The sequence below is a fragment of the Methylobacterium jeotgali genome (assembly GCF_022179345.1).
Lineage (GTDB): Bacteria > Pseudomonadota > Alphaproteobacteria > Rhizobiales > Beijerinckiaceae > Methylobacterium > Methylobacterium jeotgali.
Window position 1 is genome coordinate 1 of sequence record NZ_BPQR01000062.1, and the last position, 23,167, is coordinate 23,167.

The 23,167-nt window shown below is 72.2% G+C and carries 21 protein-coding genes; 8 read left to right on the forward strand and 13 right to left on the reverse strand.

The window, feature by feature from the left end; genetic code table 11:
- Both MFF04_RS17315 and MFF04_RS17320 read right to left on the reverse strand, forming a co-directional pair.
- On the reverse strand, positions 1 to 655 hold a 655-nt coding region (locus tag MFF04_RS17315; RefSeq protein WP_238277587.1), incomplete at its 3' end, for a hypothetical protein.
- A 122-nt stretch (positions 656 to 777) separates the two neighbouring features.
- Positions 778 to 1,866, reverse strand: coding sequence for a replication protein RepA (locus MFF04_RS17320; RefSeq protein WP_238277701.1), 1,089 nt, complete (start codon positions 1,864 to 1,866; stop codon positions 778 to 780).
- A 1,035-nt stretch (positions 1,867 to 2,901) separates the two neighbouring features.
- On the opposite strand from MFF04_RS17320, the gene mazG reads away from it, so the two are divergent.
- Positions 2,902 to 3,720, forward strand: coding sequence for a nucleoside triphosphate pyrophosphohydrolase (gene mazG, locus MFF04_RS17325; RefSeq protein WP_238277589.1), 819 nt, complete (start codon positions 2,902 to 2,904; stop codon positions 3,718 to 3,720).
- Positions 3,721 to 3,901: 181 nt separating this feature from the next.
- On the opposite strand, the gene MFF04_RS17330 is transcribed toward mazG, so the two are convergent.
- From MFF04_RS17330 to pabB, 5 genes are all read right to left on the reverse strand, one after another.
- Positions 3,902 to 4,114 carry a hypothetical protein gene (locus MFF04_RS17330; protein WP_238277591.1) on the reverse strand — a complete coding sequence of 71 codons (213 nt, stop codon included), beginning with the start codon at positions 4,112 to 4,114 and terminating at the stop codon, positions 3,902 to 3,904.
- A gap of 144 nt (positions 4,115 to 4,258) precedes the next feature.
- On the reverse strand, positions 4,259 to 4,705 hold the full coding sequence (locus MFF04_RS17335) for a DoxX family protein (protein ID WP_238277593.1): 447 nt from the start codon (positions 4,703 to 4,705) through the stop codon (positions 4,259 to 4,261).
- 14 nt (positions 4,706 to 4,719) lie between these two features.
- Positions 4,720 to 5,571 carry an aminotransferase class IV gene (locus tag MFF04_RS17340; protein WP_238277595.1) on the reverse strand — a complete coding sequence of 284 codons (852 nt, stop codon included), beginning with the start codon at positions 5,569 to 5,571 and terminating at the stop codon, positions 4,720 to 4,722.
- Complete coding sequence (locus MFF04_RS17345) at positions 5,558 to 6,187, reverse strand: anthranilate synthase component II (protein ID WP_238277597.1); 630 nt, start codon at positions 6,185 to 6,187, stop codon at positions 5,558 to 5,560. Before MFF04_RS17345 ends, MFF04_RS17340 begins: the two co-directional genes overlap by 14 nt.
- Positions 6,184 to 7,566: an aminodeoxychorismate synthase component I gene (gene pabB, locus MFF04_RS17350; RefSeq protein ID WP_238277600.1), complete on the reverse strand. Its 1,383-nt coding sequence runs from the start codon at positions 7,564 to 7,566 to the stop codon at positions 6,184 to 6,186. Before pabB ends, MFF04_RS17345 begins: the two co-directional genes overlap by 4 nt.
- 358 nt (positions 7,567 to 7,924) lie before the next feature.
- Between pabB and rimO the strand changes: the two genes are divergently transcribed.
- Entirely contained in the window at positions 7,925 to 9,271 is a 1,347-nt protein-coding gene (gene rimO, locus MFF04_RS17355) for a 30S ribosomal protein S12 methylthiotransferase RimO (RefSeq protein ID WP_238277603.1), read from the forward strand.
- On the opposite strand, the gene pncA is transcribed toward rimO, so the two are convergent.
- Positions 9,253 to 9,909 (reverse strand): bifunctional nicotinamidase/pyrazinamidase, encoded by a 657-nt coding sequence (gene pncA, locus MFF04_RS17360; protein WP_238277605.1) that lies wholly within the window; start codon positions 9,907 to 9,909, stop codon positions 9,253 to 9,255. The two genes, rimO and pncA, sit on opposite strands and share 19 nt — an antisense overlap.
- A gap of 20 nt (positions 9,910 to 9,929) precedes the next feature.
- Positions 9,930 to 10,904, reverse strand: a complete 975-nt coding sequence (locus tag MFF04_RS17365; protein ID WP_238277607.1) for a quinone oxidoreductase family protein — start codon at positions 10,902 to 10,904, stop codon at positions 9,930 to 9,932.
- A 240-nt stretch (positions 10,905 to 11,144) separates the two neighbouring features.
- Here MFF04_RS17365 and MFF04_RS17370 point away from each other — a divergent pair, with 240 nt between their 5' ends.
- Positions 11,145 to 12,359 carry an FAD-dependent monooxygenase gene (locus MFF04_RS17370; RefSeq protein WP_238277610.1) on the forward strand — a complete coding sequence of 405 codons (1,215 nt, stop codon included), beginning with the start codon at positions 11,145 to 11,147 and terminating at the stop codon, positions 12,357 to 12,359.
- A 47-nt stretch (positions 12,360 to 12,406) separates the two neighbouring features.
- On the opposite strand, the gene MFF04_RS17375 is transcribed toward MFF04_RS17370, so the two are convergent.
- A complete protein-coding gene (locus tag MFF04_RS17375) occupies positions 12,407 to 13,705 on the reverse strand; it encodes a patatin-like phospholipase family protein (protein WP_238277611.1) in 1,299 nt (432 codons plus the stop codon).
- Between the two features lie 232 nt (positions 13,706 to 13,937).
- Here MFF04_RS17375 and MFF04_RS17380 point away from each other — a divergent pair, with 232 nt between their 5' ends.
- The 3 genes from MFF04_RS17380 (at position 13,938) to hspQ (ending at position 15,724) form a co-directional block, all read left to right on the forward strand.
- Positions 13,938 to 14,984: an HpcH/HpaI aldolase/citrate lyase family protein gene (locus tag MFF04_RS17380; protein WP_238277613.1), complete on the forward strand. Its 1,047-nt coding sequence runs from the start codon at positions 13,938 to 13,940 to the stop codon at positions 14,982 to 14,984.
- Positions 14,985 to 15,320: an SMR family transporter gene (locus MFF04_RS17385; RefSeq protein WP_283206384.1), complete on the forward strand. Its 336-nt coding sequence runs from the start codon at positions 14,985 to 14,987 to the stop codon at positions 15,318 to 15,320.
- A gap of 65 nt (positions 15,321 to 15,385) precedes the next feature.
- Positions 15,386 to 15,724, forward strand: a complete 339-nt coding sequence (hspQ, locus tag MFF04_RS17390; protein WP_238277615.1) for a heat shock protein HspQ — start codon at positions 15,386 to 15,388, stop codon at positions 15,722 to 15,724.
- A 74-nt stretch (positions 15,725 to 15,798) separates the two neighbouring features.
- On the opposite strand, the gene MFF04_RS17395 is transcribed toward hspQ, so the two are convergent.
- Positions 15,799 to 16,584: an invasion associated locus B family protein gene (locus MFF04_RS17395; RefSeq protein WP_238277617.1), complete on the reverse strand. Its 786-nt coding sequence runs from the start codon at positions 16,582 to 16,584 to the stop codon at positions 15,799 to 15,801.
- A gap of 459 nt (positions 16,585 to 17,043) precedes the next feature.
- Between MFF04_RS17395 and MFF04_RS17400 the strand changes: the two genes are divergently transcribed.
- Positions 17,044 to 18,402 carry an AMP-binding protein gene (locus MFF04_RS17400; RefSeq protein WP_238277619.1) on the forward strand — a complete coding sequence of 453 codons (1,359 nt, stop codon included), beginning with the start codon at positions 17,044 to 17,046 and terminating at the stop codon, positions 18,400 to 18,402.
- A gap of 312 nt (positions 18,403 to 18,714) precedes the next feature.
- Entirely contained in the window at positions 18,715 to 19,068 is a 354-nt protein-coding gene (locus MFF04_RS17405) for a hypothetical protein (protein WP_238277621.1), read from the forward strand.
- Positions 19,069 to 19,128: 60 nt separating this feature from the next.
- Here MFF04_RS17405 and mfd read toward each other — a convergent pair whose 3' ends face one another.
- Together mfd and MFF04_RS17415 are read right to left on the reverse strand one after the other, a co-directional pair.
- Complete coding sequence (mfd, locus tag MFF04_RS17410; RefSeq protein ID WP_238277623.1) at positions 19,129 to 22,728, reverse strand: transcription-repair coupling factor; 3,600 nt, start codon at positions 22,726 to 22,728, stop codon at positions 19,129 to 19,131.
- A 28-nt stretch (positions 22,729 to 22,756) separates the two neighbouring features.
- Positions 22,757 to 23,053: an FAD assembly factor SdhE gene (locus MFF04_RS17415; RefSeq protein ID WP_238277625.1), complete on the reverse strand. Its 297-nt coding sequence runs from the start codon at positions 23,051 to 23,053 to the stop codon at positions 22,757 to 22,759.
- Positions 23,054 to 23,167: the final 114 nt, after the last annotated feature.

Below are 23,167 nucleotides of genomic sequence, written 5' to 3' on the forward strand. Positions count from 1 at the left end.
CTTCACGGTGCCGGGCCGCCACGGGGTCGCGGCCCGGCACCGTGAAGCCGCGGGCGACGACGTGTTCTAGGATCTCGCCGGCATGCATCGGCCGCCCGGCCCGGCGCAGGCTGTCGAGCACCGCCTCGATCAGGGCGCGCCCGTAGCGGCGGGCCGCGACCGGATCCTCGTCGAAGGCGACCGCCGGGACCGGCGCCCGGCCCGGCCCAATCTCCTGGCGCGCGGCATCCCCGGAGGCGATCTCCCCCGGGCCGGAACCGGCGGTGAGGCTCGTCGATCCGGGCGTCCTTTCCGGAGACGCAGGAGGGCCGGACCGGTCATCCCGGCGGTCGAAGGCGCCCCGGTCGACGGCCGGACCGGTCTCCGTCTCCGGCCGCGCATGGGCGGCCGGCGGGTCGCCGGATCGACCGGTGCCGTGGGCGGGGAACGATCCGGCTCCCAGGCCGGCACGCGGTCCAGAGGCAGCCTCGGCCGTTTCCGCCGCCTCGCGCGAAGGACCATCCGGTCCGGCTGCGCCGTGCGCCTCGCCGGCCGCGGCGAGGCGCCGGCCGAGGTCGCGGTAGAGCACGAGCTCGCCGATCTCACGCTCGATGGCGTCCCGCCGCCGGCGCAGCGTTTCGAGGCGCTCGGCGATCTCTTGCTCGGAAGGCAGCATCGCAAGGAACTCAGGGAATGGACGTCTTCCGCATACGGTATATTCCTGTTTTCCGGAAGGGCCTTCTGATTATTCCATGAGGGAATTCAATTCGAGCCCGAAGGGAATGAAAAAGGCCGATCTTACGAACCAGCCTTTTTTATTCCCTTCATTCCAACGGGCTTCGGCGGCACGAGGAGGGCGCCCGGCCCGGCCGGGTCGAGGGTCATGCCGGTGTCGTCGAGCGTCACCGGCAGCTTCGGAAAGACCTCGCGCAGGTGCGTGACGTCGGCCTTGAAGGCCTGGCGGAAGCTGCGGGGGTTGGCGTTGTCGCCGCCGAACTGGCCGTGGAGGTTCGTCCAGGTCAGCCGCAGGGGCCGCTGCAGGGAGCGCAGGCGGTAGCCGACCCAGAACAGCAGGTCGAGCTTGCGCGCCGAGCCGGAGAAGGCGCGCGCGGCCCGCATGTCGACGGGCAGGGCGTGCTGGACGAGGTTGTCGTAGAAATCCTGGTGGAAGCGCACCGTGCGGGCCCGCGCGCTCCCGTCCGGGCCCTCCTTCCAGAGGTCGAGCCGGCGGAAGGGCGGCACGTTCAGGGTGCTCGCCGTGTCCGCCCCGTCCCAGAGGCCGATCTGCATGGTGCAGGCGGCGAGCCGGTTGAGCTGCTCCTTGAACTGGCGGATGGTGCCGCGCTCGCCCCCCGTCACGGCAAAGCCCATCTCCCGCATGAAGCCGGAGAGGCTTCTGGCCACCTCGATCTCGGGGCTGCGCTGGCGCACGGCCTCGGTGCAGAGGTGCAGCAGCACCAGGCGCGCCTTCGGGCCGTAGGGCAGGCCCTGCGCCTCCATCTCCCCGGTCACGGGGCTCTTCAAGCGCCCGGCCAGCACCGTGAGCGAGGTGCGGCCGTACTCCCGGGTGAACTCGCGGGCGGCGCCGGGGTCGCGATAGGGCAGGCCGCAGAGCGCCAGCACCGAGTGGATGTGCTGGATGGTGTCGGGCGAGGTCGGCTGGTTCTCGATGACTTCGCGCACGGCCTCCCGGCGGCGGCGGTCGCGGGCCATGCCGGCCCGCGCGGTGGCGGCGGCGCCGGCCGCTTCCACAGCCCGGTCCCGCTCCCGCTGGCGATAGAGGATATGCTCGACGATCGGCGCGAACAGGAAACCGCCGCGGGCGGCCTCGATCTCGGCCAGCAGATCCGGGTCGCGGATCGCGCGCAGCTTTTCCTCGAGGCCCATCGTCTCGTTAAGGCCCATGGAGGCGGCGACGGAGGCGGCGTCGGCCGTTCCCTCTTCACGGTCGTCGGGCGGAGATCCGGCGGCCCGGAACGGGTGAGGCTGAGGCACGGCCGGCATGATATCGTCCTGCCACGATTCGGCCCGCCACGCGCCTGCCGCCGCCTCGCTTGTCCAGAGAATCCCCGCTCTCCCGGCCCGCCGCGACCTCGCGCCCTTATCGGAGGGCGCGATTACCGGGGGAGTCGCCGCCACAGATGGTGTCGGTCTTCGGCGCGCTGGTGGCCCCGCAGCGATCGGGAATGCCGCGGATCGGCGGTCGGAACGGGGGTCGCCACAGCGGTCGGCGCGCACCGGTGACGCCTTCGGCGGCTTCGGCTCACCCGGAGCGTTGCCTCCGAAGGACCGCTATCGAGGTGCCGTGAAGACTGGAAGCCTCGGTGGTCAGCCGCCCAGTTCGAGCCGATCTCATCGGATAGCCGTCGAGCGGCCTTCTCGATCCGTCGGGCCTCGTCCCGTGGTCGGAGAGAAAATCTCGGTCCGGTGCCGCCGCGACGGCAGATGGAGCACCAAGATGCCGATGTCTTTCGCCACGCAGAGTTCCATGCGGGGAGCGGTTTCGGCTTGTCCCCGATCATCACCGGCATTCCCTCTACAAAGGGCAGAATGCGGGCGAACATCACGCAGAATCCCGTGCCCAAACGATCTATTGGCACGCAGACCCGCATGCTTGCGCACGCAGACTCCTATGCCGAACTGCGCAGAGTCGCATATCAGAAAGAGGCCTAACTCATGGACGTGAAAAGGGTATCTACACGCTCCTATAAGACTCTGAGACTCTCTTCTGAGATTCCCAAAGACCGATATTCCAAAGGATGAGTGCCCCGCGTTCGGACTACCGGACGATCTTTTTCACAGAGTATTCCGAACAGATCGCCACAGCATTCCCTCAAATTATGAAGGGAATACAAACAGGCTTGCAGCTTCGGAAGGCTCCTGTTGAGAGAAATCAACGAAGGCACGAAACGGGATCGAACGATGCCGCAGTCTATCGACACGCTGCTCACCATCATGGCTCGTCTGCGTGATCCCGTACGCGGCTGTCCCTGGGACGTGGCTCAGACCTTCGCGAGCATCGTCCCCTACACGATCGAGGAGGCCTACGAGGTCGCCGACGCCGTCGATCGCGGCGAGCTGCAGGAGCTTCGCGATGAGCTCGGCGATCTCCTGCTTCAGGTCGTGTTCCACGCGCGGATCGCAGAAGAGGCCGGCGCCTTCCGGTTCGAGGACGTGGTCGCCGCCATCGTCGCCAAGCTGATCCGGCGGCATCCGCACGTCTTCGACGCGACGGGGGCGTTCCTGCCGGAGGATGGCCGGAGGGCCGACCCACAAGACATCGCGGCTGCCTGGGAGGATGCCAAGGCTCGGGAACGGGAGCACCGCACTTCTGCGGCCGCGCCGCTTCTCGACGGGGTTGCCCTGGCGCTTCCCGCTCTCAGCCGGGCCGGCAAGATCTCATCGCGCGCGGCCGCCTACGGCTTCGACTGGCCGGATGCCGCTTCCGTCGTCGCTAAGGTCCACGAGGAGGCCGACGAGGTTGCCGAGGCCCTGCTGAGCGGGAGCACGGCGGCCGTCGCGGAAGAGATCGGCGATTTACTGTTCGCCGTCGCCAACCTCGCCCGCCATGCCGGCGTCGATCCCGAGACGGCGCTGCGGGCCGGCAACGCGAAGTTCGAGCGCCGCTTCGAGGCGATGGGCCGGCGCCTCCAAGGGCAGGGCCGCCCGCTGCGCGCGTTCGATCTCGCCGCCATGGAGGAAGCCTGGGCCGCGGTGAAGCGGGAGGAGGTGAAGGGGTGAGCCGTCCGCCCGCTGCGGTGGAAGCCGGCCGGTTCCGTGGATTCTCGCGCCGGGCCGCGTGCGCCCTGCCCCAGTCGGTCAGCGGGCCCGTTTCCGGGGTTTCGAGTCCGCTGCCGATTCGTCTCGACGCCGCCTGATCCTGCGTGCTCCGTCATCGGCGGAGGCTTCGGCCGGGGCCGCCTCAGCGCCCCTCCACGTCCCGGTCGGAGACGAGGCTCAGGCGAGGCGCCGCGGACTTGCCGCTCTCCAGCCCGTCGCCCTTGCCGGAGCGGGGCGCGCGTCGGCCCTTCGGACGCAGACGCTCAAGCACGCTCTCGATGGCGCGCTCCACGTCGGCGCGCTCGGGGGGAGGGCCGGCGGGATCCTTGGGGTTCGGGACGCGGCTCTTCGACATGCCGGCATCCTAGCAGATCACAGGCCTGCCCGCGACAACGGGCCGATCAGTGCCGATCAGTGCGGCCCCGCGATATAGCTTGTGGTGAGGGTGCCCGTTCTCGAGCATGACGATCGATGAGCCGGCGGCTCCGTCGCTGCGGCCTCACCGGCCTTCGCTCGCCCGGAAGGGCCAGTCGATGATCCCGCCGGCGAACAGGGCGGCCCAGACCAGCACGGGCTGAAAGGCGAGGCGCGGGCCGTGGTACCACCACGAATCCGGAAGACCCTCGACGTGGATGCCCTGCCACGCGTGATGCAGGTTCGCCGGGAACACGCAGACGGCATAGAGGGCGAGCAGCGCGGCGGCCGGGCGGCGCAGGCGCGGCAGCCACAGCGCGACGGCCCCGAGGGCCTCGCACCCGCCCGTCGCCAGGACGACGAGGCGGGGCGAGGGCACCCAGGGCGGGACGATCGGCAGCAGCCGCTCCGGCGCGAGGAGGTGGACGGCGCCGATGCCGGCGTAGAGCCCGGTCAGCAGCACCAGGAGGACGAGCCGCAGCCGTCGCCCCTGCCCCGTCGGCGGCGCGGCGTCCCCCGATCCGGGGATCATGGGACGCTCCTGCCTCAGGCGACGGCCTCGGGAGGCACGCTGCAGCTCTCGGCCACGGCCGCAGTCAGCACGGCGCGCAGGGTCTTGGTCGCGGGGTGGGCGGCGCTCGCAACGGCGCGGCCGCCGATCGCCTCGACAGGAGCGAGCAGCCGCAGGGAGTTCGTGAGGTAGACGGCCTCGGCCCGGGCAAAGCGCTCCGCCGTCAGCGGCTCCTCGATGGCCGCGAGGCCGCAGGCCGTGGCGAGCGCGAGGAGGCGCCCGCGGACGATGCCGGGCAGGACGCCTTCGGAGACAGGCGGCGTGACGAGGCGCCCGTCGATCAGGGCGAAAAGGTTGCCGGTGCCCGCGCAGGCGATCCGCCCCCGTGTGTTGCGGAACAGGGCCTCGTCGCAGCCGTTCGCGGCGGCCTCCCGCGCGCTCAGCACCGCGTCGAGATAGCCGAGCGTCTTCAGCCGCGCGGCGGGGGAGGTGTCGTTGCGGGCAATTCCCGCGGGCCACAGGCTCAAGGGCCGGAAGGTGCTGCCGGAGGGAGCGGGCGCGGCAACCGCGAACAGGCGCGGCTCCGGATCGGCCGGCGGCTTCAGGCCCCGCGGCCCCGAGCCCCGGGTCAGGGTGGTGCGGATCGCGAGGCGTCCCCCCGTGGCGGCGAGCGCCCGCATCGCCTCCCCGATCGCCTCGGGGGCGACGGGGATGCCGAGCGCGGCCGCCGCCGCGGCGAGCCGGTCGCGGTGCTCGGCCTCGAAGACGATCCGGCCGTTCAGGGCCAGGGCCGTGTCGAAGACGCCGTCGCCGAGGGTGAGGCCCCGATCGGTCAGGTCGAAGGGGGCGTGCGGGCCCTCGTGGAGTCGCCCGTCAAGCCAGAGCATCGGCTCCTCTCGGCGACGCGCTTTCCCCTTGCCCGTTCCGCCAGGCGCGGGCCAACTCCAGGAAATTGCCGAACAAGGCATGGCCGTGCTCGGTCAGCACCGATTCCGGGTGGAACTGGATGCCGTAGGTCGGATGCTCGCGGTGGGACAGGGCCATCACCTCGCCCTCCCCCGAGACGGCGTCGACCGTGAGATGCTCCCCCATGCCCGGCCGCTCGGCAACGATGAGCGAGTGGTAGCGCCCGACCTGCATCGGGCTCGGCAGGTCCCGGAAGAGGCGCGCGCCGGCATGGGTGATCGGGGTCGCCTGGCCGTGGAGCGGCTCGCGGGCCCGCAGGACCTCGCCGCCGAAGGCCGCGCCGATCGCCTGATGGCCGAGGCAGACGCCGAGGATCGGCACTCGGCCGGAGAGCGCCTCGATGGCCGGCAGGCTCACCCCGGCCTCGGCCGGCGTGCAGGGGCCCGGCGAGAGCACCAGGGCATCCGGCGCCAGCGCGCGGATGCCGGCGACGTCGATGGCGTCGTTGCGGGCGACGCGGACCGTCTCGCCGAGCTCCTTGAGGTAGCGCACCACGTTGAAGACGAAGGAATCGTAGTTGTCGACGACGAGGATCATGCCGACCTCTCATCGCTCGGCTCGAAGGCGGCGAAGACGCGGGCGGCCTTGGTCAGGGTCTCCTCGTACTCGCGGGCCGGGTCCGAGAGCAGGGTGATGCCGCCGCCGGCCTGGAGCACGGCCCGGTGCGCATCCATGAACACGGTGCGGATGGCGATGGAGGTGTCGAGGCTGCCGTCGAAGCCGAGCCGGCCGATCGCCCCGCAATAGAGCTCGCGGGCGTCGCCCTCGATCTCGGTGATGATGTCCATGGCCCTGATCTTCGGCGCGCCGGTGATGGAGCCGCCGGGGAAGGTGGCGGCGATCAGGTCGATCGCGTCGAGCCCCTCGCGCAGCCGGCCGGTGACGACCGAGACGAGATGGTGGACCGAGGCGTAGCTTTCCAGCCCGCACAGCACCGGCACCGCCACCGTGCCCGGCGCGCAGATCCGCGAGAGATCGTTGCGCAGGAGGTCGACGATCATGATGTTCTCGGCCCGCTCCTTCGGGTCGGCCTGGAGGGCGGTGGCGAGCCTCGCGTCGGCCGCCGGGTCCTCCACCCGGCGCACGGTGCCCTTGATCGGGCGCGTCTCGACCTCCCGGCCGGCGAGCTTCAGGAAGCGCTCCGGCGAGCTCGAGGCGACGGTCAGCCCCTCGAAGGCGAGGTAGGCGCCGAAGGTCGCCGGGTTCGTCTCCCGCAGGCGCCGGTAGAGCACGAACCCGTCGAAGCCCGGCGGCAGGTCGGCCTCGAAACGCTGGGCGATGTTGGCTTGGTAGATGTCGCCGGCGCGGATACAGTCGCGGACCTTTTCGACAGCGTTCTCATATTCTTGCGGGGTGAAGTTCGAGCGCCACGCGAGCGTCGGGACGGGCGCCGTCCGGCTCTCCGCCGGCGTCGCGAGCAGAGCCTCGAACCGGTCGAGCCGCGCCTCGGCGCGGGCGATGCGGGCCGCCTCCTCCCGCTCCGGCAGGCCGCAGGCCACCAGCCGGCAGGCGCCGCTGTCGTGGTCGATGGCGAGCACCGTGTCGTAGAGGTTGAAGGCAACGTCGTCGGTGAGCCCGGCCCGGCGGGCGGGCGGGTCGAGCCGCTCCAGGGACTGCCCGAGATCGTAGGCGAGGTAGCCGATGGCCCCGCCGGGAAAGCCGTCCGCGAGCCCCCGGTAGGGCGCCAGGCAGGCGCGCAACGCTTCCAGTGGCGTGCCTGCGACGGGAGCGCCGTCGAGGGCCGGGGCGCCCGCCCGGCAGCGGAAGCGGGCGAAGGGATCGGCCGCCAGGATCGAGACCCGCCCGAGGATCTCGTGATGCATGGCGCTGTCGAGGAAGGCGAGGCCGGGCAGCCCCGCGAGGCGCGCGGCCGCCTCGATCGCGTCGAGGGAGGGGATGTCGCGGGTCCGGATCATCGCTTCAGGCTTCGCGGTCTCTCTCCGTCCCCTCACCCCACCGGGTCACGCGCCGAGCAGGGCCGGCGCCGGAGCGCGGGCGGCCGCCCGTGCCCTCGCACGGGGCGCCTCGCACAGGCAATGCCGCAAGCGGTCCCACCGGCGGGGTCCATCGCGCTCACGCTCGTGCATCGCTGCCGCCCTCGGCCGCAAGCTGCTCCGAAATCTCGCGGATCGGGCATGGGCCCCCTGCCCTCGCCTCGCCGGGCCGATGGCGCTATAGAGACGGCCGAATCCCTCGACGCACACGCCTTCGCCGCGCCCCCGCGCCGCCTGAGCCTTTCCGGCAAGGCCGCCGGGGTCCGGCCGCGAGCCGACCATGACGCTTCCCACACCCCTTCACGCACCCTCGAAGGCGAGCGCCCCGCGCATCTCCTTCGTGTCGCTGGGCTGCCCGAAGGCGCTGGTCGATTCCGAGCGCATCCTCACGCATCTGAGGGCCGAGGGCTACGAGATGTCCCGCCGCCACGACGGGGCGGACGTGGTCATCGTCAACACCTGCGGCTTCCTCGATTCCGCCAAGGCCGAGTCGCTTCAGGCCATCGGCGAGGCCATGGCCGAGAACGGCCGGGTCATCGTCACCGGCTGCATGGGCGCGCAGCCCGAGGAGATCCGCGAGAAGTATCCGAACCTTCTCGCCGTCACCGGCCCCCAGGCCTACGAGTCGGTGGTGGCGGCGGTCCACGAGGCGGTGCCGCCGGCCCACGACCCGTTCCTCGACCTGATCCCGCCGCAGGGCGTGAAGCTGACGCCGCGCCACTACGCGTATCTCAAGATCTCCGAGGGCTGCCACAACCGCTGCACGTTCTGCATCATCCCCGCGCTCCGGGGCGACCTCGTCAGCCGCCCGGCGGGCGACGTGCTGCGCGAGGCCGAGAAGCTCGTGGGTGCCGGCGTCAAGGAGCTGCTCGTCGTCTCGCAGGACACCAGCGCCTACGGCCTCGACACTCGCTACGCGGCGAGCCCCTGGCGGGACCGGGAGGTGCGCGCCCGCTTCAGCGACCTCGCCGGTGAGCTGGGGCAGCTCGGGGCCTGGGTGCGGCTGCACTACGTCTACCCCTACCCCCATGTCGACGAGGTCATCCCGCTGATGGCCGAGGGGAAAGTGCTCCCCTACCTCGACATGCCGCTTCAGCACGCTTCTCCCAGCGTGCTCAAGCGGATGCGACGGCCCGGCAACCAGGAGCGCCAGCTCGACCGCATTCGCCGCTGGCGGGAGATCTGCCCGGACCTCGCCCTGCGCTCGACCTTCATCGTCGGCTTCCCCGGCGAGACCGAGGCGGAGTTCGAGGAGCTGCTGGCCTGGATCAATGAGGCCAAGCTCGATCGGGTCGGCTGCTTCGAGTACGAGCCGGTGCGGGGTGCCGTCGCCAACGATCTCGGCGCTTTGATCCCGCCGGAGGTCAAGGCCGAGCGCAAGCGCCGCTTCATGGAGGCGCAGGCGGCGATCTCCCTGCGGCTGCAGCGGGCGAAGGTGGGCCGGCGCCTCTCCGTCATCATCGACGAGGCCGGCCCGACCGTGGCCCGGGGCCGCTCCAAGGCCGACGCCCCGGAGATCGACGGCACCGTCCACGTCGCCTCCCGCCGCCCCGTGCGGCCGGGCGACATCGTCACCGTGAAGATCGAGCGCGCCGAGGCTCACGACCTCTACGGCATCGCCGTGTGATCCCCTGATCGGAGGATCGCGCCGCTCTCCGTGAGGGCGATGCCCGCCTCCCGCATCCGTGCGAGGGCGGCCTCGACCGATCCGTCGAGGTCGATGCCCCTCACGGCGTCGGTGACCACGACGACCTCGAAACCCTCCGCCACCGCGTCGAGGGCGCTCCAGACGACGCAGAAATCGGTGGCCAGCCCGCACAGGAACAGCCGTCGCACCCTGCGCTCGCGGAGACATCCGGCGAGCCCCGTGCGGGTGCGCCGGTCGGCTTCGAGGAAGGCCGAGTAGCTGTCGACCTCCCGGTTCGTGCCCTTGCGCAGCACGAGCCCGGCGCGTGCGGTGTCGAGGCCCGGCGCGAAGCCGGCTCCGGGGGAACTCTGGACGCAGTGGTCCGGCCACAGCACCTGGGGTCCGTAGCCGAGCTCCACCGTCTCGAAAGGCGCCCGGCCGGGATGCTGGGAGGCGAAGGACGCATGATCCGCCGGGTGCCAGTCCTGGGTCAGCACCACCTGCGGGAAGCCCGCCATCAGCCGGTTGACCGGGCCGACCACCGCGTCGCCGTCCGGCACCGGCAGGCGGCCGCCGGGCAGGAAATCCACCTGCACGTCGACCGCCAGCAGGGCGTCACCGTCCCTGAGCCGCGTCACGGGATCACCGGAGCGGAGGATCAGGGGATCATGACCGTGGCGCCGGTGGTCTGGCGCCCGGCGAGGTCGCGGTGGACGGCCTGCGCCTCCGACAGGGGGTAGCGGGCGTGGACGGGGATCTTCACGGCCCCGCTCGCCACGGCGCCTAACAGGTTCTCGGCCATGGCGTCGAGCGTGGCGCGGTTGCTCGTGAAGGTGAAGAGCGTCGGCCGGATCGCGTAGAGCGAGCCCTTCTGCGCCAGCAGCCCGATGTCGAAGGCCTCGATCGCCCCCGAGGCCGAGCCGAAGCTCACGAAGGTGCCGAGCGGCGACAGCGAATCGAGGGAGGGCAGGAAGGTCGCCTTGCCGACGCCGTCATAGACCACCGGCACGCCCTTGCCGTCGGTCAGCTCGCGGACCCGCCGGGCGACGTCGTCCTCGCGGTAGAGGATCACGTGGTCGCAACCGTGCGCGCGGGCGATCTCCGCCTTCTCCTGCGATCCTACGGTGCCGATCACCCGGGCACCGAGATGCTTTGCCCACTGGCAGGCGATGAGCCCGACGCCGCCGGCGGCGGCGTGGAACAGGATCGTGTCGCCGGCCTTCACCCGGTAGACCCGGTGGAGCAGGTACTCGGCGGTCAGGCCTTTCAGCATCATCGCCGCGGCGGTGGCGTCGTCGATGCCCTCCGGCACGTGGACGGCGGCGGCGGCCGCAATCACCGGCTCCTCGGCGTAGGTGCCCTCGCCCGAGCCGTAGGCGACCCGGTCGCCGACCTTGAAGCCGCTGACCCCCTCGCCCACCGCCGTGACCTCGCCGGCGCCCTCCTTGCCGGGCGTGAAGGGCAGCGACGCGGCCTTGTAGGCGCCGGAGCGGAAGTAGATGTCGATGAAGTTGACGCCGACCGCCCGCTGGCGGACCCGGATCTGCCCCGGACCGGGCTCGGCGAGCGGCACGTCCTCGTAGGTCATGACCTCGGGGCCGCCATACTCCCGGATCCGGATCGCCTTGGGCATCGTGGTGTCCTCTCGCGTCGCAGGCGCGTCCCGTGATCCGAGGATCACGGGACGCCGGGCTCTCTGCCGCCCGGCCTCGGCGCCGAGATAAGGCTGCGGCGCTCCAGAGCAATGGGGCGCGGATGTGCGCCGCCGGAGGATGCCGGCCAAGATGCCGGCGAGGTGCGGGCATGCGACGCCCGTGCGTTTCGGTCCCCGCCGCCCTATTCTCCCGCCCGTCGCGAGAATGGAGGGGCCGGGGTGAGCGAGGAGGAGACGGGAGCCCGGTTCGACGTCGCCGTGGTCGGCACCGGCGCGGCGGGCCTCGCCTGCGCCCTAGCGCTCGCCGGCACCGGCGCCCGCGTGGCGCTCGTCGGGCGGCACGGCCCCGTGCCGGACGGGCGCACGGTCGCCCTCCTCGACGGGTCGGTGCGCTTCCTGAGGGCGCTCGGCGCCTGGGCGGCGATCGCGACCGACGCCGCGCCGCTGGCGACCCTGCGCATCGTCGACGACACCGGCAGCCTGTTCCGGCCGCCGCCCGCCGCCTTCCACGCGGGCGAGATCGGCCTCGACGCCTTCGGCTGGAACGTCGAGAGCACCCGCCTCGTCGGCGCCCTCCGGGAGGCCGCCGGCCGCGCGGCGGGCCTCACTGCCTTCGAGAGCGACAGTGTCGGCATGGTCCCCGAGGAGACCGGCGCCGTCCTGACCCTGGAGGACGGCCGGCGCCTCTCCGCCCGTCTCGTCGTCGGCGCGGACGGAGCGCGCTCGCCCCTGCGGGCGGCCTCCGGCCTGCGGGTGCGCGAGTGGAGCTACGACCAGGGCGCCGTGACGACGCTCCTCGCCCATGCCCGCCCGCACGAGGACACCTCGACGGAGTTCCACACGCGGGGCGGCCCCTTCACCCTGGTGCCGCTGCCGGGCGGCCACCGCTCCAGCCTCGTCTGGGTCTGCGCGCGGCCCGAGGCCGAACGCCTCGCCGCCCTCGACGATTCGGATCTCGCCGAGGCGGTGGAGCGCCGGGCGCACGGCATGCTCGGGGGGATGCGGATCGACGGACCGCGCGGCCTCGTGCCGATGCGGGGCCTGTCTGTGTCAAGCTCCGTGGGGAACCGCCTCGTTCTGATCGGCGAGGCCGCCCACGTCTTCCCGCCGATCGGCGCGCAGGGGCTGAACCTCGGCCTGCGGGACGCGGCGGCGCTGCGCGACACCCTCGCCTACGCCCTTCGCGAGGGCCGAGACCCCGGCGGCCGCGAGACGCTGGCGGGCTTCGCCCGGGGCCGCAGGCTCGATGCCGGCCTGCGCACCGCCGCCGTCGACCTTCTCAACCGCAGCCTGTTCGCCGACTTCCTGCCTGTCGACGCGTTGCGCGGCGCCGGCCTCGTCGCCCTGTCCGCGATCGGCCCTCTGCGCCGAGCGGTGATGCGCGAGGGCGTCCTGCCCCGTCTCGGCGCTCCGGAGCTGATGCGGGCCGGCTGAGCCGTCCTCGTCCCCGGATCACGGCATCCGGGGATCATGGGATCCCGTCAGCGCCGCATCGCCTCGCGGCCCGGGCGCTCGGGCGCGATGCCCTTCGCCGGCGCGGTGCGGACGGTGCCGGTGGCGATCTCATCCTCGCGGGATGGGCTCGCGGCGACCCCCACGGCCTCGCCGGGACCGAAGGCGGTGCCGGTTCGGCCCAGCGCCTCGCCATGGGCGAAGAGGGCGCGCATGTAGCCCTGGTCGAAGGGCGCCGAGGTCTCCTTCGTGAAGCGGCCGTCGATCTGCGCGACGGAGAGGGTCAGGCCCTCGCGCTCCGCGAAGCCCTTCGTCAGGGCGAGCGAGGCCCTGGTCTGCGCCTTGATCGCCGCCGAGAAGGAGCGCCCGAGGATGCTCAGGGTCGAGCGGCGGGCGACATCGAAGCTCGGGCTGAGCTTGTTGTTGACGATCAGGTAGATCTGCGATGCCGGGATGCGCACGCGTCCCTCGCCGAGGATCGCCGCCGCCGGAGCGAGGTAGAACTGGCCCGTGGTGCCGCCGTCCGCGTGCATCTCCTTGAGGAGCTTGCCGTCGGCGGCCTTGGCGTCGAGCATCACCGGCGGGAACACGCCGGGTACCGAGGAGGAGGCGAGCACCACGGCGCGGAACAGGGCGAGCGCCCGCTCGCTGCCCACGGCGGCGATGGCGCCCATGTCCCAGAGCACGGGGCGCTCGGTGTCGACGTCGGTCGTCACCACGAGGAGGCGCCGGCCCTTGGCGTGCTCGGCGGCGATGGCCTTGAGCAGCTCCGGCGTCACCGCCCGGTCGATGCGGCGCTTGAGCGGCCAGGTGTCGGTCAGCGCCTCGTCGCTGCCGCCGAACTCGAAAACATCGGACGCCGAGATGTTGGTGTAGGCCTCGCGGAGCGGCGCATCGCCCGCGCGCCCGACGAATGCGAAGGGCGCGATCAGCGCGCCGGTGCTGACTCCGGTGATCACGCCGAACTCCGGCCGGTCGCCGGCCTCGCTCCAGCCGGCGAGGATGCCGGCGCCGAAGGCGCCGTTCTCGCCGCCCGCCGAGACCAGCAGCCAGGGATCGCGGGCGGCGGGGGCCGCGTCGATCAGGGCCTGGAAGGCGCCGGGGTCGTCGGCTGGGATGCGCAGGCCCTCCGGCAGGCCGAGGGGCACCGCGGTCGCCGCCTCGCCGGCCGTGTAGCTGCGCGCGTCGGCGCCGGCGGGCTTCGCGGGCGCTTCCTTGACGGTCTCGCGGCGGGCCGCGGGACCGGCGCTCGCGCCTTGAGGTGCGCCGAGACCCACGAGAGTCGCGGCCAGGGCCAGCGCGATCCTCCTGTTCAGCGTTGCGGTCATGGCTCACTCCCCTGGACGAGCACGGGTCTCCCACCTCGGCGGAACAAACGGGTCGCGGCGTCGTGGTTCCCTATGCGGGCCCCGCCGGAATCGCGGTCGCGTCCCTCGGCGTGCGGCAGCGCACGGGGCCGGGGCCTCTCCGTCTTGCCCCTTCGTCCCCTTGCGCGGGTCCGGCGAGCCGCTACAGGACAACCGGAACGCACCCGTCGCGAACGACCTCCGGGAGAGCCCGATGAAACTGCCGCGCCGCTTCTTCCAGCCCCTCGCCGCAGGCGCGCCCGCCCCGTACCGGGAGCTGCCGGTCAAGCTGGAGCGGATGATCCACTTCGTGCCCCCGCACGTGGACAAGGTCCGCGCCCGCGTGCCCGAGCTCGCCCCCACCGTCGACATCGTGCTCGGCAACCTCGAGGACGCGGTGCCGATCGACCACAAGGAGGCCGCCCGCAAGGGTTTCGTGCAGATGGCGCAGGCGACGGACTTTACCGCCACCGGCACCGGCCTCTGGACCCGCGTGAACGCCCTCAACTCCCCCTGGCTCCTCGACGACCTCTTCGAGATCGTGGGCGCGGTCGGCGACAAGCTCGACGTGGTGATGGTTCCGAAGGTCGAGGGCCCCTGGGACATCCACTACGTCGACCAGCTTCTCGCCCAGCTTGAGGCCCGGCACGGTGTGGCCAAGCCGATCCTGATCCACGCCATCCTCGAGACCGCCGAGGGCGTGGCCAACGTCGACGCCATCGCCTGCGCCTCCCCGCGCATGCACGGCATGAGCCTCGGCCCCGCCGACCTCGCCGCGTCGCGGGGCATGAAGACCACCCGCGTCGGCGGCGGCCATCCGGACTACGTGGTGATCGCCGATCCGGCCGGCGACGCGCCCCGCGCCCGCGCCCAGCAGGACCTCTGGCACTACACGATCGGGAAGATGGTCGACGCCTGCATGGCCAACGGCATCAAGGCCTTCTACGGCCCCTTCGGCGACTTCTCGGACGGCGAGGCCTGCGAGGCGCAGTTCCGCAACGCCTTCCTGATGGGCTGCGCCGGCGCCTGGACGCTCCACCCGAGCCAAGTCGCCATCGCCAAGCGGGTCTTCGCTCCCGATCCGGCGGAGGTGGCCTTCGCCGCGCGCATCGTCGAGGCGATGCCCGACGGCACCGGCGCGGTGATGCTCGACGGCAAGATGCAGGACGACGCCACCTGGAAGCAGGCCAAGGTCATCGTGGATCTGGCCAGGCTCGTCGCCGAGAAGGACCCGGAGCTCGCCCGCAGCTACGGGCTGTAGGTGTCGCTCGCCTACCTCTATCTCGGCATCGCGATCGTCAGCGAGATCGTGGGCACGAGCTTCATGAAGCTGTCGGACGGCTTCACGAAGCCCCTGCCCTCCCTCGTGACGGTCGTCGGCTACGCGATCGCCTTCTATTGCCTGTCCCTGACGCTCCGCACGATCCCGACCGGAATCGCCTACGCGATCTGGTCCGGGGTCGGCATCGTGCTGATCGCCCTCGTCTCCTGGCTGTTCCAGGGACAGAAGCTCGATCTGCCCGCTTGCCTCGGCATGGCGCTCATCGTGGCCGGCGTCGTCGTGATGAACGTGTTCTCGCGAACCGCCGGCCACTGAGCGCCGTTGTTCACGCAGGCGTGCCGCCCGTGACAGGGCGGGCGCGCGCAACTATCTTCCGGACCATGACCAGGACGAGGACCAGACACGCGAAGTTCGGGCTCGGGGCCGTGGTGCGGCACCGGATCTATCCGTTCCGCGGCATCGTCTTCGACATCGACCCGGTGTTCGACAACACCGAGGAGTGGTGGCTGGCGATCCCCGAGGAGGTGCGGCCGGCCAAGGACCAGCCCTTCTACCACCTGCTCGCCGAGAACGACGAGACCGAGTACGTCGCCTACGTCTCCGAGCAGAACCTCGTGCCCGACACCTCCGGCGAGGCCCTGCGCCACGCCGGCATCGCCGAGGTGTTCGAGCGGGACGCGAGCGGCCTCTACCGGATGCGCGACCGCCACGCGAACTGACCGCCGCCGGCGCACCGCAAACGAAAAGGCCGGGCAATGCCCGGCCTTTTGCGTTTCGACGGTGCGGCGCCCGATCAGGGCTTCGGGGCCGGAGCAGCGCCCGCGGCGGGGGCGGCGCCGCCGGCCTTCTGCTGCTCCTCGAGCTTCTTGCGCATGTCCTCGGAGCGCTTCTCGAGCTCGGCCTGGAGCTTCTTCTGCTGCTCCTCGAGCACCTTCGGGTCCATGGCCGGGCCGTCGAAGGCCTTGCCGAAGCCGGCGAGCGGCACGGCGAAGGTGACCTCGCGCTGGGTCTGGTTCTGCACCGAGACGTTGAGGGTGGTGCCCTTCTTGAAGGCGGCGATCAGCTCGGGGCCGAAGCCGCCGGCCTCGGCGAAGCAGCCGTTGGGGAAGCAGACCGCGAACTTGCCCGCGGTCGCCTGCTGGCCGTCGACGGTGAAACGGATGCCCGGCGCCAGCATCAGGCCGAGCGGCAGCAGGAAGCGCACGACGCGGGCCTCCTGCTTGGTGGAGGCGTTCTTCATCTCGTAGACCGCCGCGGCGAGCACCGGCTGGCCCTGGTCGGAGACGAAGTCGCGGGTGGTGTAGCAGACGTCGGTGCCGCTGCCCTGGTCCTTGCCGCAGACCTTGGTCCAGTCGGCCTGGCTCGGCTCGGACTTGACGTTGATGACCTGCGGGCCGGTCTGGGCGGCGGGGGTCTGCGTGCCCGGCGCGGGCGCGGCCGGCTGCTGCTGCGCGGGGGCCGGCGCCGGGGCGGGCGCGGCCGGCTTCTTCGGCTGCTGGGCGAAGGCCGGACCGGTGAGGGCGACGATCGCGAGGACGGCGGCGGTGCGCGCGGCGGTCTGGCTTTTGGCGAGGAGCATCAAGTCTGTGACCCCTGGGAGTTGAGCGCCGGCCGGAGCCGGGCGCCGTGAGCTGCGTTGCGGGCCGCGCTCCGCCTCGCTCGGGGACGGATGCGGGAACTCGGAGGGCGCGAATCCCGCGTCGCCGGGACGGAGATGGATTCGGGTGACGGGAGCGCGCCGGAACTGAACCTCGAAGCCGGACGGGGGTCCGCGCGGGACGCGGCCGCGACCGCGGCCCGGCGGGGCCCTGAGCCCCCGCGATCCCGCTCGAACGGCCGGGGCGCCTGATTTCTCCTCGAATGAGGCGAAGGCATGACACCGCAACCGTACGCGCGTCCCTCTGCCCGTTCGGGCGCACACGCGCAAGGACCCTGCAAGGGCCCTGTCCGGGCGCCCTTCCCGGCTCCGAGGGGCCTCCGTTAGCGGCCGGTTAACCTTGATGGTTCATGGCTGAGGCTTCGCGGAGGGCGAATCCTGGTGTCGGCGCGCTCGTCTGATCATTCGGCGGCCTACGCGGTGGAGGCGGCCCTGCCGGTTCCGCCGCCGCTGCCCCATCTCTGGGCGGCCTCGGGTCCCGGCGCCGCCGGATCGTCCTCGACCCTGCCCTTGCGCCGCACGGGATTGTGCGCGCTGCTCGCCGCCACAGCCCGCCGCCACCCGGAGCGGATCGCCTTCGTCGACGGCGCCGACAAGGCCGCCTGGAGCGGCCGGCCGGCGTTGACGCTGAGCTACGGCACCGCCGCCGCCATCACCGCCCGCATCGCCCGGGGTCTGCGCGCCTGGCGCCTGGCGCCGGGAAGCCGCATCGGCCTCTTCCTGCCCGCCACCATCGAGGGCCTCGTCGCGCATCTCGCCATCGAGGCCGCCGGCCACGTGCCCTGCCCGTTGCCGCTGGTCTGGACCGAGGCGCAGCTCGAGGCCGGCATCCAGGCGGCGGGCGTCTCCGCGGTGCTGACCCAGGTCCGCCTCGGCTCTGCGCGCCCGGCCGAGGCGTTCTGCCGGGTCGCGGCCCGCTACTTCGGCCTGCGCTACCTCGCCGCCTTCGGCCCCGAGGTGCCCGACGGCGTCCTCAACCTCGACGAGCTCGTCCTCGACCGCGCCGAGGGGCCCGGCATCGCCGAGACCGGGGGCGGCCTCGTCACCTTCGCCGCCGCCGATCCCGCCCGGCCGGTGCTGCGCCAGGGCGACGCCCTGCTCGCCGCCGCCGTCGCCCATCTCGCCGCCGCCCGGATTGGGCCGGAGGAGCGCATCCTCAGCCTCGTCGGGGCGAGCGACCTGCGCGGCCTCGTCACCGGTCTCGCCGCCGCCCTCGTGGCCGGCGCCTGCCTGGAGACCCTGCCGGTGTTCCGCAGCGCCGATCTCGGCGCCGCCATGACCCATCCGGTGGCGACCCACATCGTCGCGCCGGGCTTCCTCGAAGGCCGCTTCGCCGCCTGCCTGCGTCCCGGCGTGCGCGCGCCCGGCGAGCCGCGCTCCCTGAGCTTCCTCCACCGCGCCCCCGCCCGCCTCGAGCGGCGCACCGCCTGGGGGGCGCTCGGCCGGGCCGTGCAGTCCGATCCGATGATCCTCGACGTCTGCGCCTTCGACGAGGACGCCGTGCTGACCTGCCCGCGCGGCCCCGAGGACATCGCGAAGGTGCTCGACGACGGCGCCCCCCTGCGCGCCCATCAGAGCTTGCTGGCGCTGCGCCGCGAGGCCGACGGAAGCCTCGCCTTCCACGGCCAGGCGGTCCGCCGCACCCTGCTGCATCGCGGCACGGGCGCCGAGGCAGGCGAGGACGGCTGGCGGGTCTGGCGTCCGGCCTCCGACGAGACCGGGCTCGCGGCGGCCGCCTGAGAGCGTCGCCCGGGGCCTCCTGCAGCGCACGCGCGGCGGCTTCCGCCGGACCGGGCGCAGCCGCGCGGCATTGCCCGATTCGGCCCATGGCGGCCACGAGCCGGGATCGCCGCGCCGATTTCCCCATTCTTCACCGGCACCTGCCGGTCTCCTTCCTTGTTCCCGCCCGACGTTTCGCGCCGTCGTTCAGACAGCGTTCGGCCAGCCGCGTTCACCGTGCAGTGCAAATGTGCCGGCGAACCGAAGCCGCCGAACGGAGTTGTCGCACCGGCCCCTTCACGAGGCTGTCACGATGGAGTAACGCTCAAGCTCATGGGTGCGCTGCAACAGGTCCTCGTCATCGACGACGGCGTCCGTGCCGTCGATCACTCGCTGGCCGCGGAGCTGGCGGAGCGGGGATTCGCCAGCGTCACGGTCTCCCTGGAGGCCGCCGACGAGGTCCTCGCGGTGATCGCCCGCCCGGCAGCCATCCTCCTGCACACGCCCGCCGGGGAGGCCTCCGCCTTCGAGGCCCGCACGCTGGCCCTGCGCGAGCGGATGGCCCGGGCCGGGATCCCGGTGGTGCGGGTCGACGATCACGGCCGGAGCCGCGCCCCCGTCGATCTCGGCGGGCTCGGCCTCAACGGCCAAGCCGGCGCCTACGTGCTCAACGAGCCCGACCGCTGAGGCGCCCCTCCTCGCCGCGGACGATGCGTCCGGGCGAGGACATTCAGATCTGACAGGCCTTTAAGCCGCTTTCTTCGGGCGCTGCGCGATCTTCACGAGGTCGCGCAGGAGCCCCGTCGTGACCTTCAGGCGCTCCGGCACGGAGTCGAGCTCGCGGATGAAGACGACGCTCATGTCGGGCCGGACCTTGGCGAAGGAGGCCTGTCCCGCAACGTAGGCCACGAGCCCCTGCGGGTTGGCGAAGCTGCGGTCGCGGAAATGCACCACCACGCCCTTCGGGCCCGCCTCGACCTTGGCGATGTTGGCGGTCCGGCAGAGGTGCTTGATCGTGACGATGCGCAGCAACTGCTCCACCTCCGGCGGCAGCGGCCCGAAGCGGTCGATCAGCTCGGAGCCGAAGGCCTCCATCTCCGTGTCGTCCTGGAGCGTCGAGAGGCGCCGGTAGAGGCCGAGGCGCACGCCGAGATCGGCGACGTACTCCTCGGGGATGGTGACGGGGGCGCCGAGCGCGATGCTCGGGGACCAGGCCTCCTCCACGGGCTCCTCGATGCCGGCCTTGAGCGCGGTGACGGCGTCCTCCAGCATCTGCTGGTAGAGCTCGTAGCCGACCTCCTTGATGTGGCCGGACTGCTCGTCGCCGAGGAGGTTGCCGGCGCCGCGGATGTCGAGGTCATGGCTCGCGAGCTGGAAGCCGGCCCCCAGCGTGTCGAGGCTCTGGAGCACCCCGAGGCGCTTCTCCGCCTGGACCGTCAGGTTGCGGTTGGCCGGCGTCGTGAAGAGCGCATAGGCGCGCGCCTTCGAGCGGCCGACCCGGCCGCGCAGCTGGTAGAGCTGGGCGAGGCCGAACATGTCCGCCCGGTGGACGATGAGCGTGTTGGCAGTGGGGATGTCGAGGCCCGACTCGACGATGGTGGTGGAAAGCAGCACGTCGAACTTGCCCTCGTAGAAGGCCGTCATCACGTCCTCGAGCTGGCCCGCCGCCATCTGCCCGTGGGCGACGGCCACCTTGGTCTCGGGCATCTCCCGGTCGAGGAAGCGCTTGACCTCGTCGAGGTCCTCGATGCGCGGCACCACGTAGAAGGCCTGGCCGCCCCGGTAGCGCTCGCGCAGCAGCGCCTCGCGGATCAGCAGCGGGTCGAAGGGCGTCACGGAGGTGCGCACCGCGAGCCGGTCGACGGGGGGCGTGGCGATGATCGAGAGCTCGCGAACCCCGGTCATGGCGAGCTGGAGGGTGCGGGGGATCGGGGTCGCGGAGAGCGTGAGCACGTGCACGTCGGCTTGAAGCGCCTTCAGCCGCTCCTTGTGGGTGACGCCGAAATGCTGCTCCTCGTCGACGATGATGAGGCCGAGCTGCCTGAAGGCCACGTTCTTGGCGAGCAGCGCGTGGGTGCCGACGACGATGTCGACAGTGCCGTCCGCGAGCCCCGCCCGCACCTCCCGCTGCTCGCCCGCCGAGACGAAGCGGGAGAGCTGGGCGACCCGCACCGGCAGGCCCTTGAAGCGCTCGGCGAAGGTGCGGTGGTGCTGGCGGGCGAGCAGCGTCGTCGGCACCACCACCGCGACCTGACGGCCCGAGATCGCTGCCGCGAAGGCGGCGCGCAGGGCCACCTCGGTCTTGCCGAAGCCGACATCGCCGCAGACGAGCCGGTCCATGGGCCGGCCTGCGTCGAGGTCGTCGAGCACCGCGTTGATGGCGCCCGCCTGGTCCTCGGTCTCCTCGAAGGGGAAGCGGGCTGCGAACTCCTCGTAGAGCCCCTCCGGCGCCTTGAGATGGGGGGCGGGCTTCAGGAAGCGCTCGGCGGCGACCTTGATCAGCGCGCCGGCCATCTCGAGGATGCGCTTCTTCATGCGCGCCTTGCGCGCCTGCCAGGCGCCGCCGCCGAGCCGGTCGAGGGGCACCTCCGCGTCCTCGGAGCCGTAGCGGGTCAGAAGCTCGATGTTCTCCACCGGCAGCAGCAGCAGGCCGGTGGCGTATTGCAGCTCCAGGCAGTCGTGGGGAGCGTCCGCCGCGGTGACGGTCTTCAGCCCGATGAAGCGGCCGATGCCGTGATCGGCATGGACCACGAGATCGCCGGGCTGGAGCGCCTGCACTTCCAAGATCACGTCCTGGGGGCGCTTCATCTTGCGCTTCTGGCGCACCAGCCGGTCGCCGAGGATGTCGCCCTCGGAGACGACCGCCAGCTCGCCCGCGGTGAAGCCCGCCTCCAGGCCCCAGACGGCGGAGGCGATGTCGCTGCCGCGCTTCAGCGCGTAGACGTCGGGCAGGCGGGTGATGGCGACGGGCTTCCTGAGGCCGTGGTCGGCGAGCACGCCGGAGAGCCGGTCCCGCGAGCCCTCGGACCAGGATCCCAGGATCACGTGATGACCGGATCCTTGCAGGTCGCGGATATGGGCGGCGGCCGCGTCGAACACGCTGGCCGACTCGTTCGCCCGCTCCGGGGCGAAGCTGCGCCCCGGCTTGCCGCCGCAGGGCACCACCGGCCGCCTGCCGCCCTCGGGGGCCTCGAAGGGCTCCAGATGCACGCTCACGGCGCCGTCGAGGCGCGAGGCCCACTCTTCCGAGGAGAGGTAGAGCCGGTCCGGGGATAAGGGCTTGTAGGGGGCGACGCCGGCCTGGGGCGCGGCGTCGCGGCGGGCCTCGTAGTAGTCGCCGATCAGCGCCAGGCGCTCGGCCGCCGCCTCCTCGGCGCGGGCGTCGAGCAGGATCGGCACGCCGGAGACGTAGTCGAACAGGGTGTCGAGGCGCTCGTAGAAGAGCGGCATCCAGTGCTCGAGCCCGGCGTAGCGGCGGCCCTCGCTCACGGTCTCGTAGAGGCGGTCGTCGCGGGTGGCGGCGCCGAAACTCGCGACGTAGCCCTGGCGGAAGCGCCGGATCGTCTCGGTGGTGAGCTGCACCTCGCTCATCGGCACGAGGTCGAGGGAGCGGAGCGAGCCCACCGTCCTCTGCGTCTCGGGGTCGAAGGCGCGGATCGTCTCCAAGGTGTCGCCGAAGAAGTCGAGGCGGATCGGGTTCGGGAGCCCCGGCGGCGACAGGTCGAGGATGCCGCCGCGCACGGCGTACTCGCCCGTGTCACGCACCGTCCCCGTGCGCAAGAAACCGTTGGCCTCGGCCCAGGCGACGATCTGGTCCATGGGGACGACGTTGCCGATCGCCGCCGAGAAGGTCTCGGACGCGATCCGCCCCCGCGGCGGCACCCGCTGGGTGAGGGCATTGACCGTGGTGCAGAGAATGCGCGGCGCCTCCTCCGAGGAGCGACCGCGCACGAGCCGCGAGAGCGCCGTCATGCGCTGCGCGGCGATGCCGGTGTTCGGCGAGACCCGGTCGTAGGGCTGGCAGTCCCAGGCGGGAAAGCTCATCACGTCGAGCTCCGGCGCCACGAAGCGCAGCGCTCCCTGGAAGGCGTTGGAGCGGGCGGAATCGCGGGCGACGTGCACGAGCACCGCCGGCCCCTCGAAGCCGGCGCCGAGGGTGCGGGCGAGGTCGGCGGCGACCAGCGCGTCGAAGCCGTCCGGCACCTGCGAGAGCACCGGGCTCTCGCCGCGCCGGATCAGCTCCAGGGCCTTGGCGAGCGCGGAGGATTTCGGCAGGGCGAAGCGGGCCGCCGGGGGCTTGGGCGAGGGCTTCGGAGCGGGCGCAGGGGCGGTTTTGGTCTTGGCCATCGGCTCGGTGTCGGTGGGTTGGGGAGGCTCAGCCGTGGATCGGCGCGTCGTGGCGGTGGAACGCCTTGAGGCGCCGCCAGACTTGCGTGTCGTAGTTCTCCGGCGTGGGGCTCTCGCCGGTGAGCCAGCGGAACAGGTCGCGGTCGGGCACCTCGATCAGCGCCTCGAAATCGTCGAGCTCGGCCTCCGAGAGCGCGCCGATCTCCGCATCCGCGAAGCGGCCCATGATCAGGTCCATCTCACGGATGCCCCGGTGCCAGGCCCGGAACAGGGTGCGGCGCCGCCGTGGGTCGAGATCGGCGCTGGAGCGCGTGGTGCCGGACATGGATGGGTTCCGTGCTGGTCGTTCCGGCGGTCGGCTCCGCGCGGATGTTTCGCCGTTGCTCGGCAGGCGGGCGTTCCTGGCCCTGCCCGCCGATCCTGGCAACCCCGCCGAACG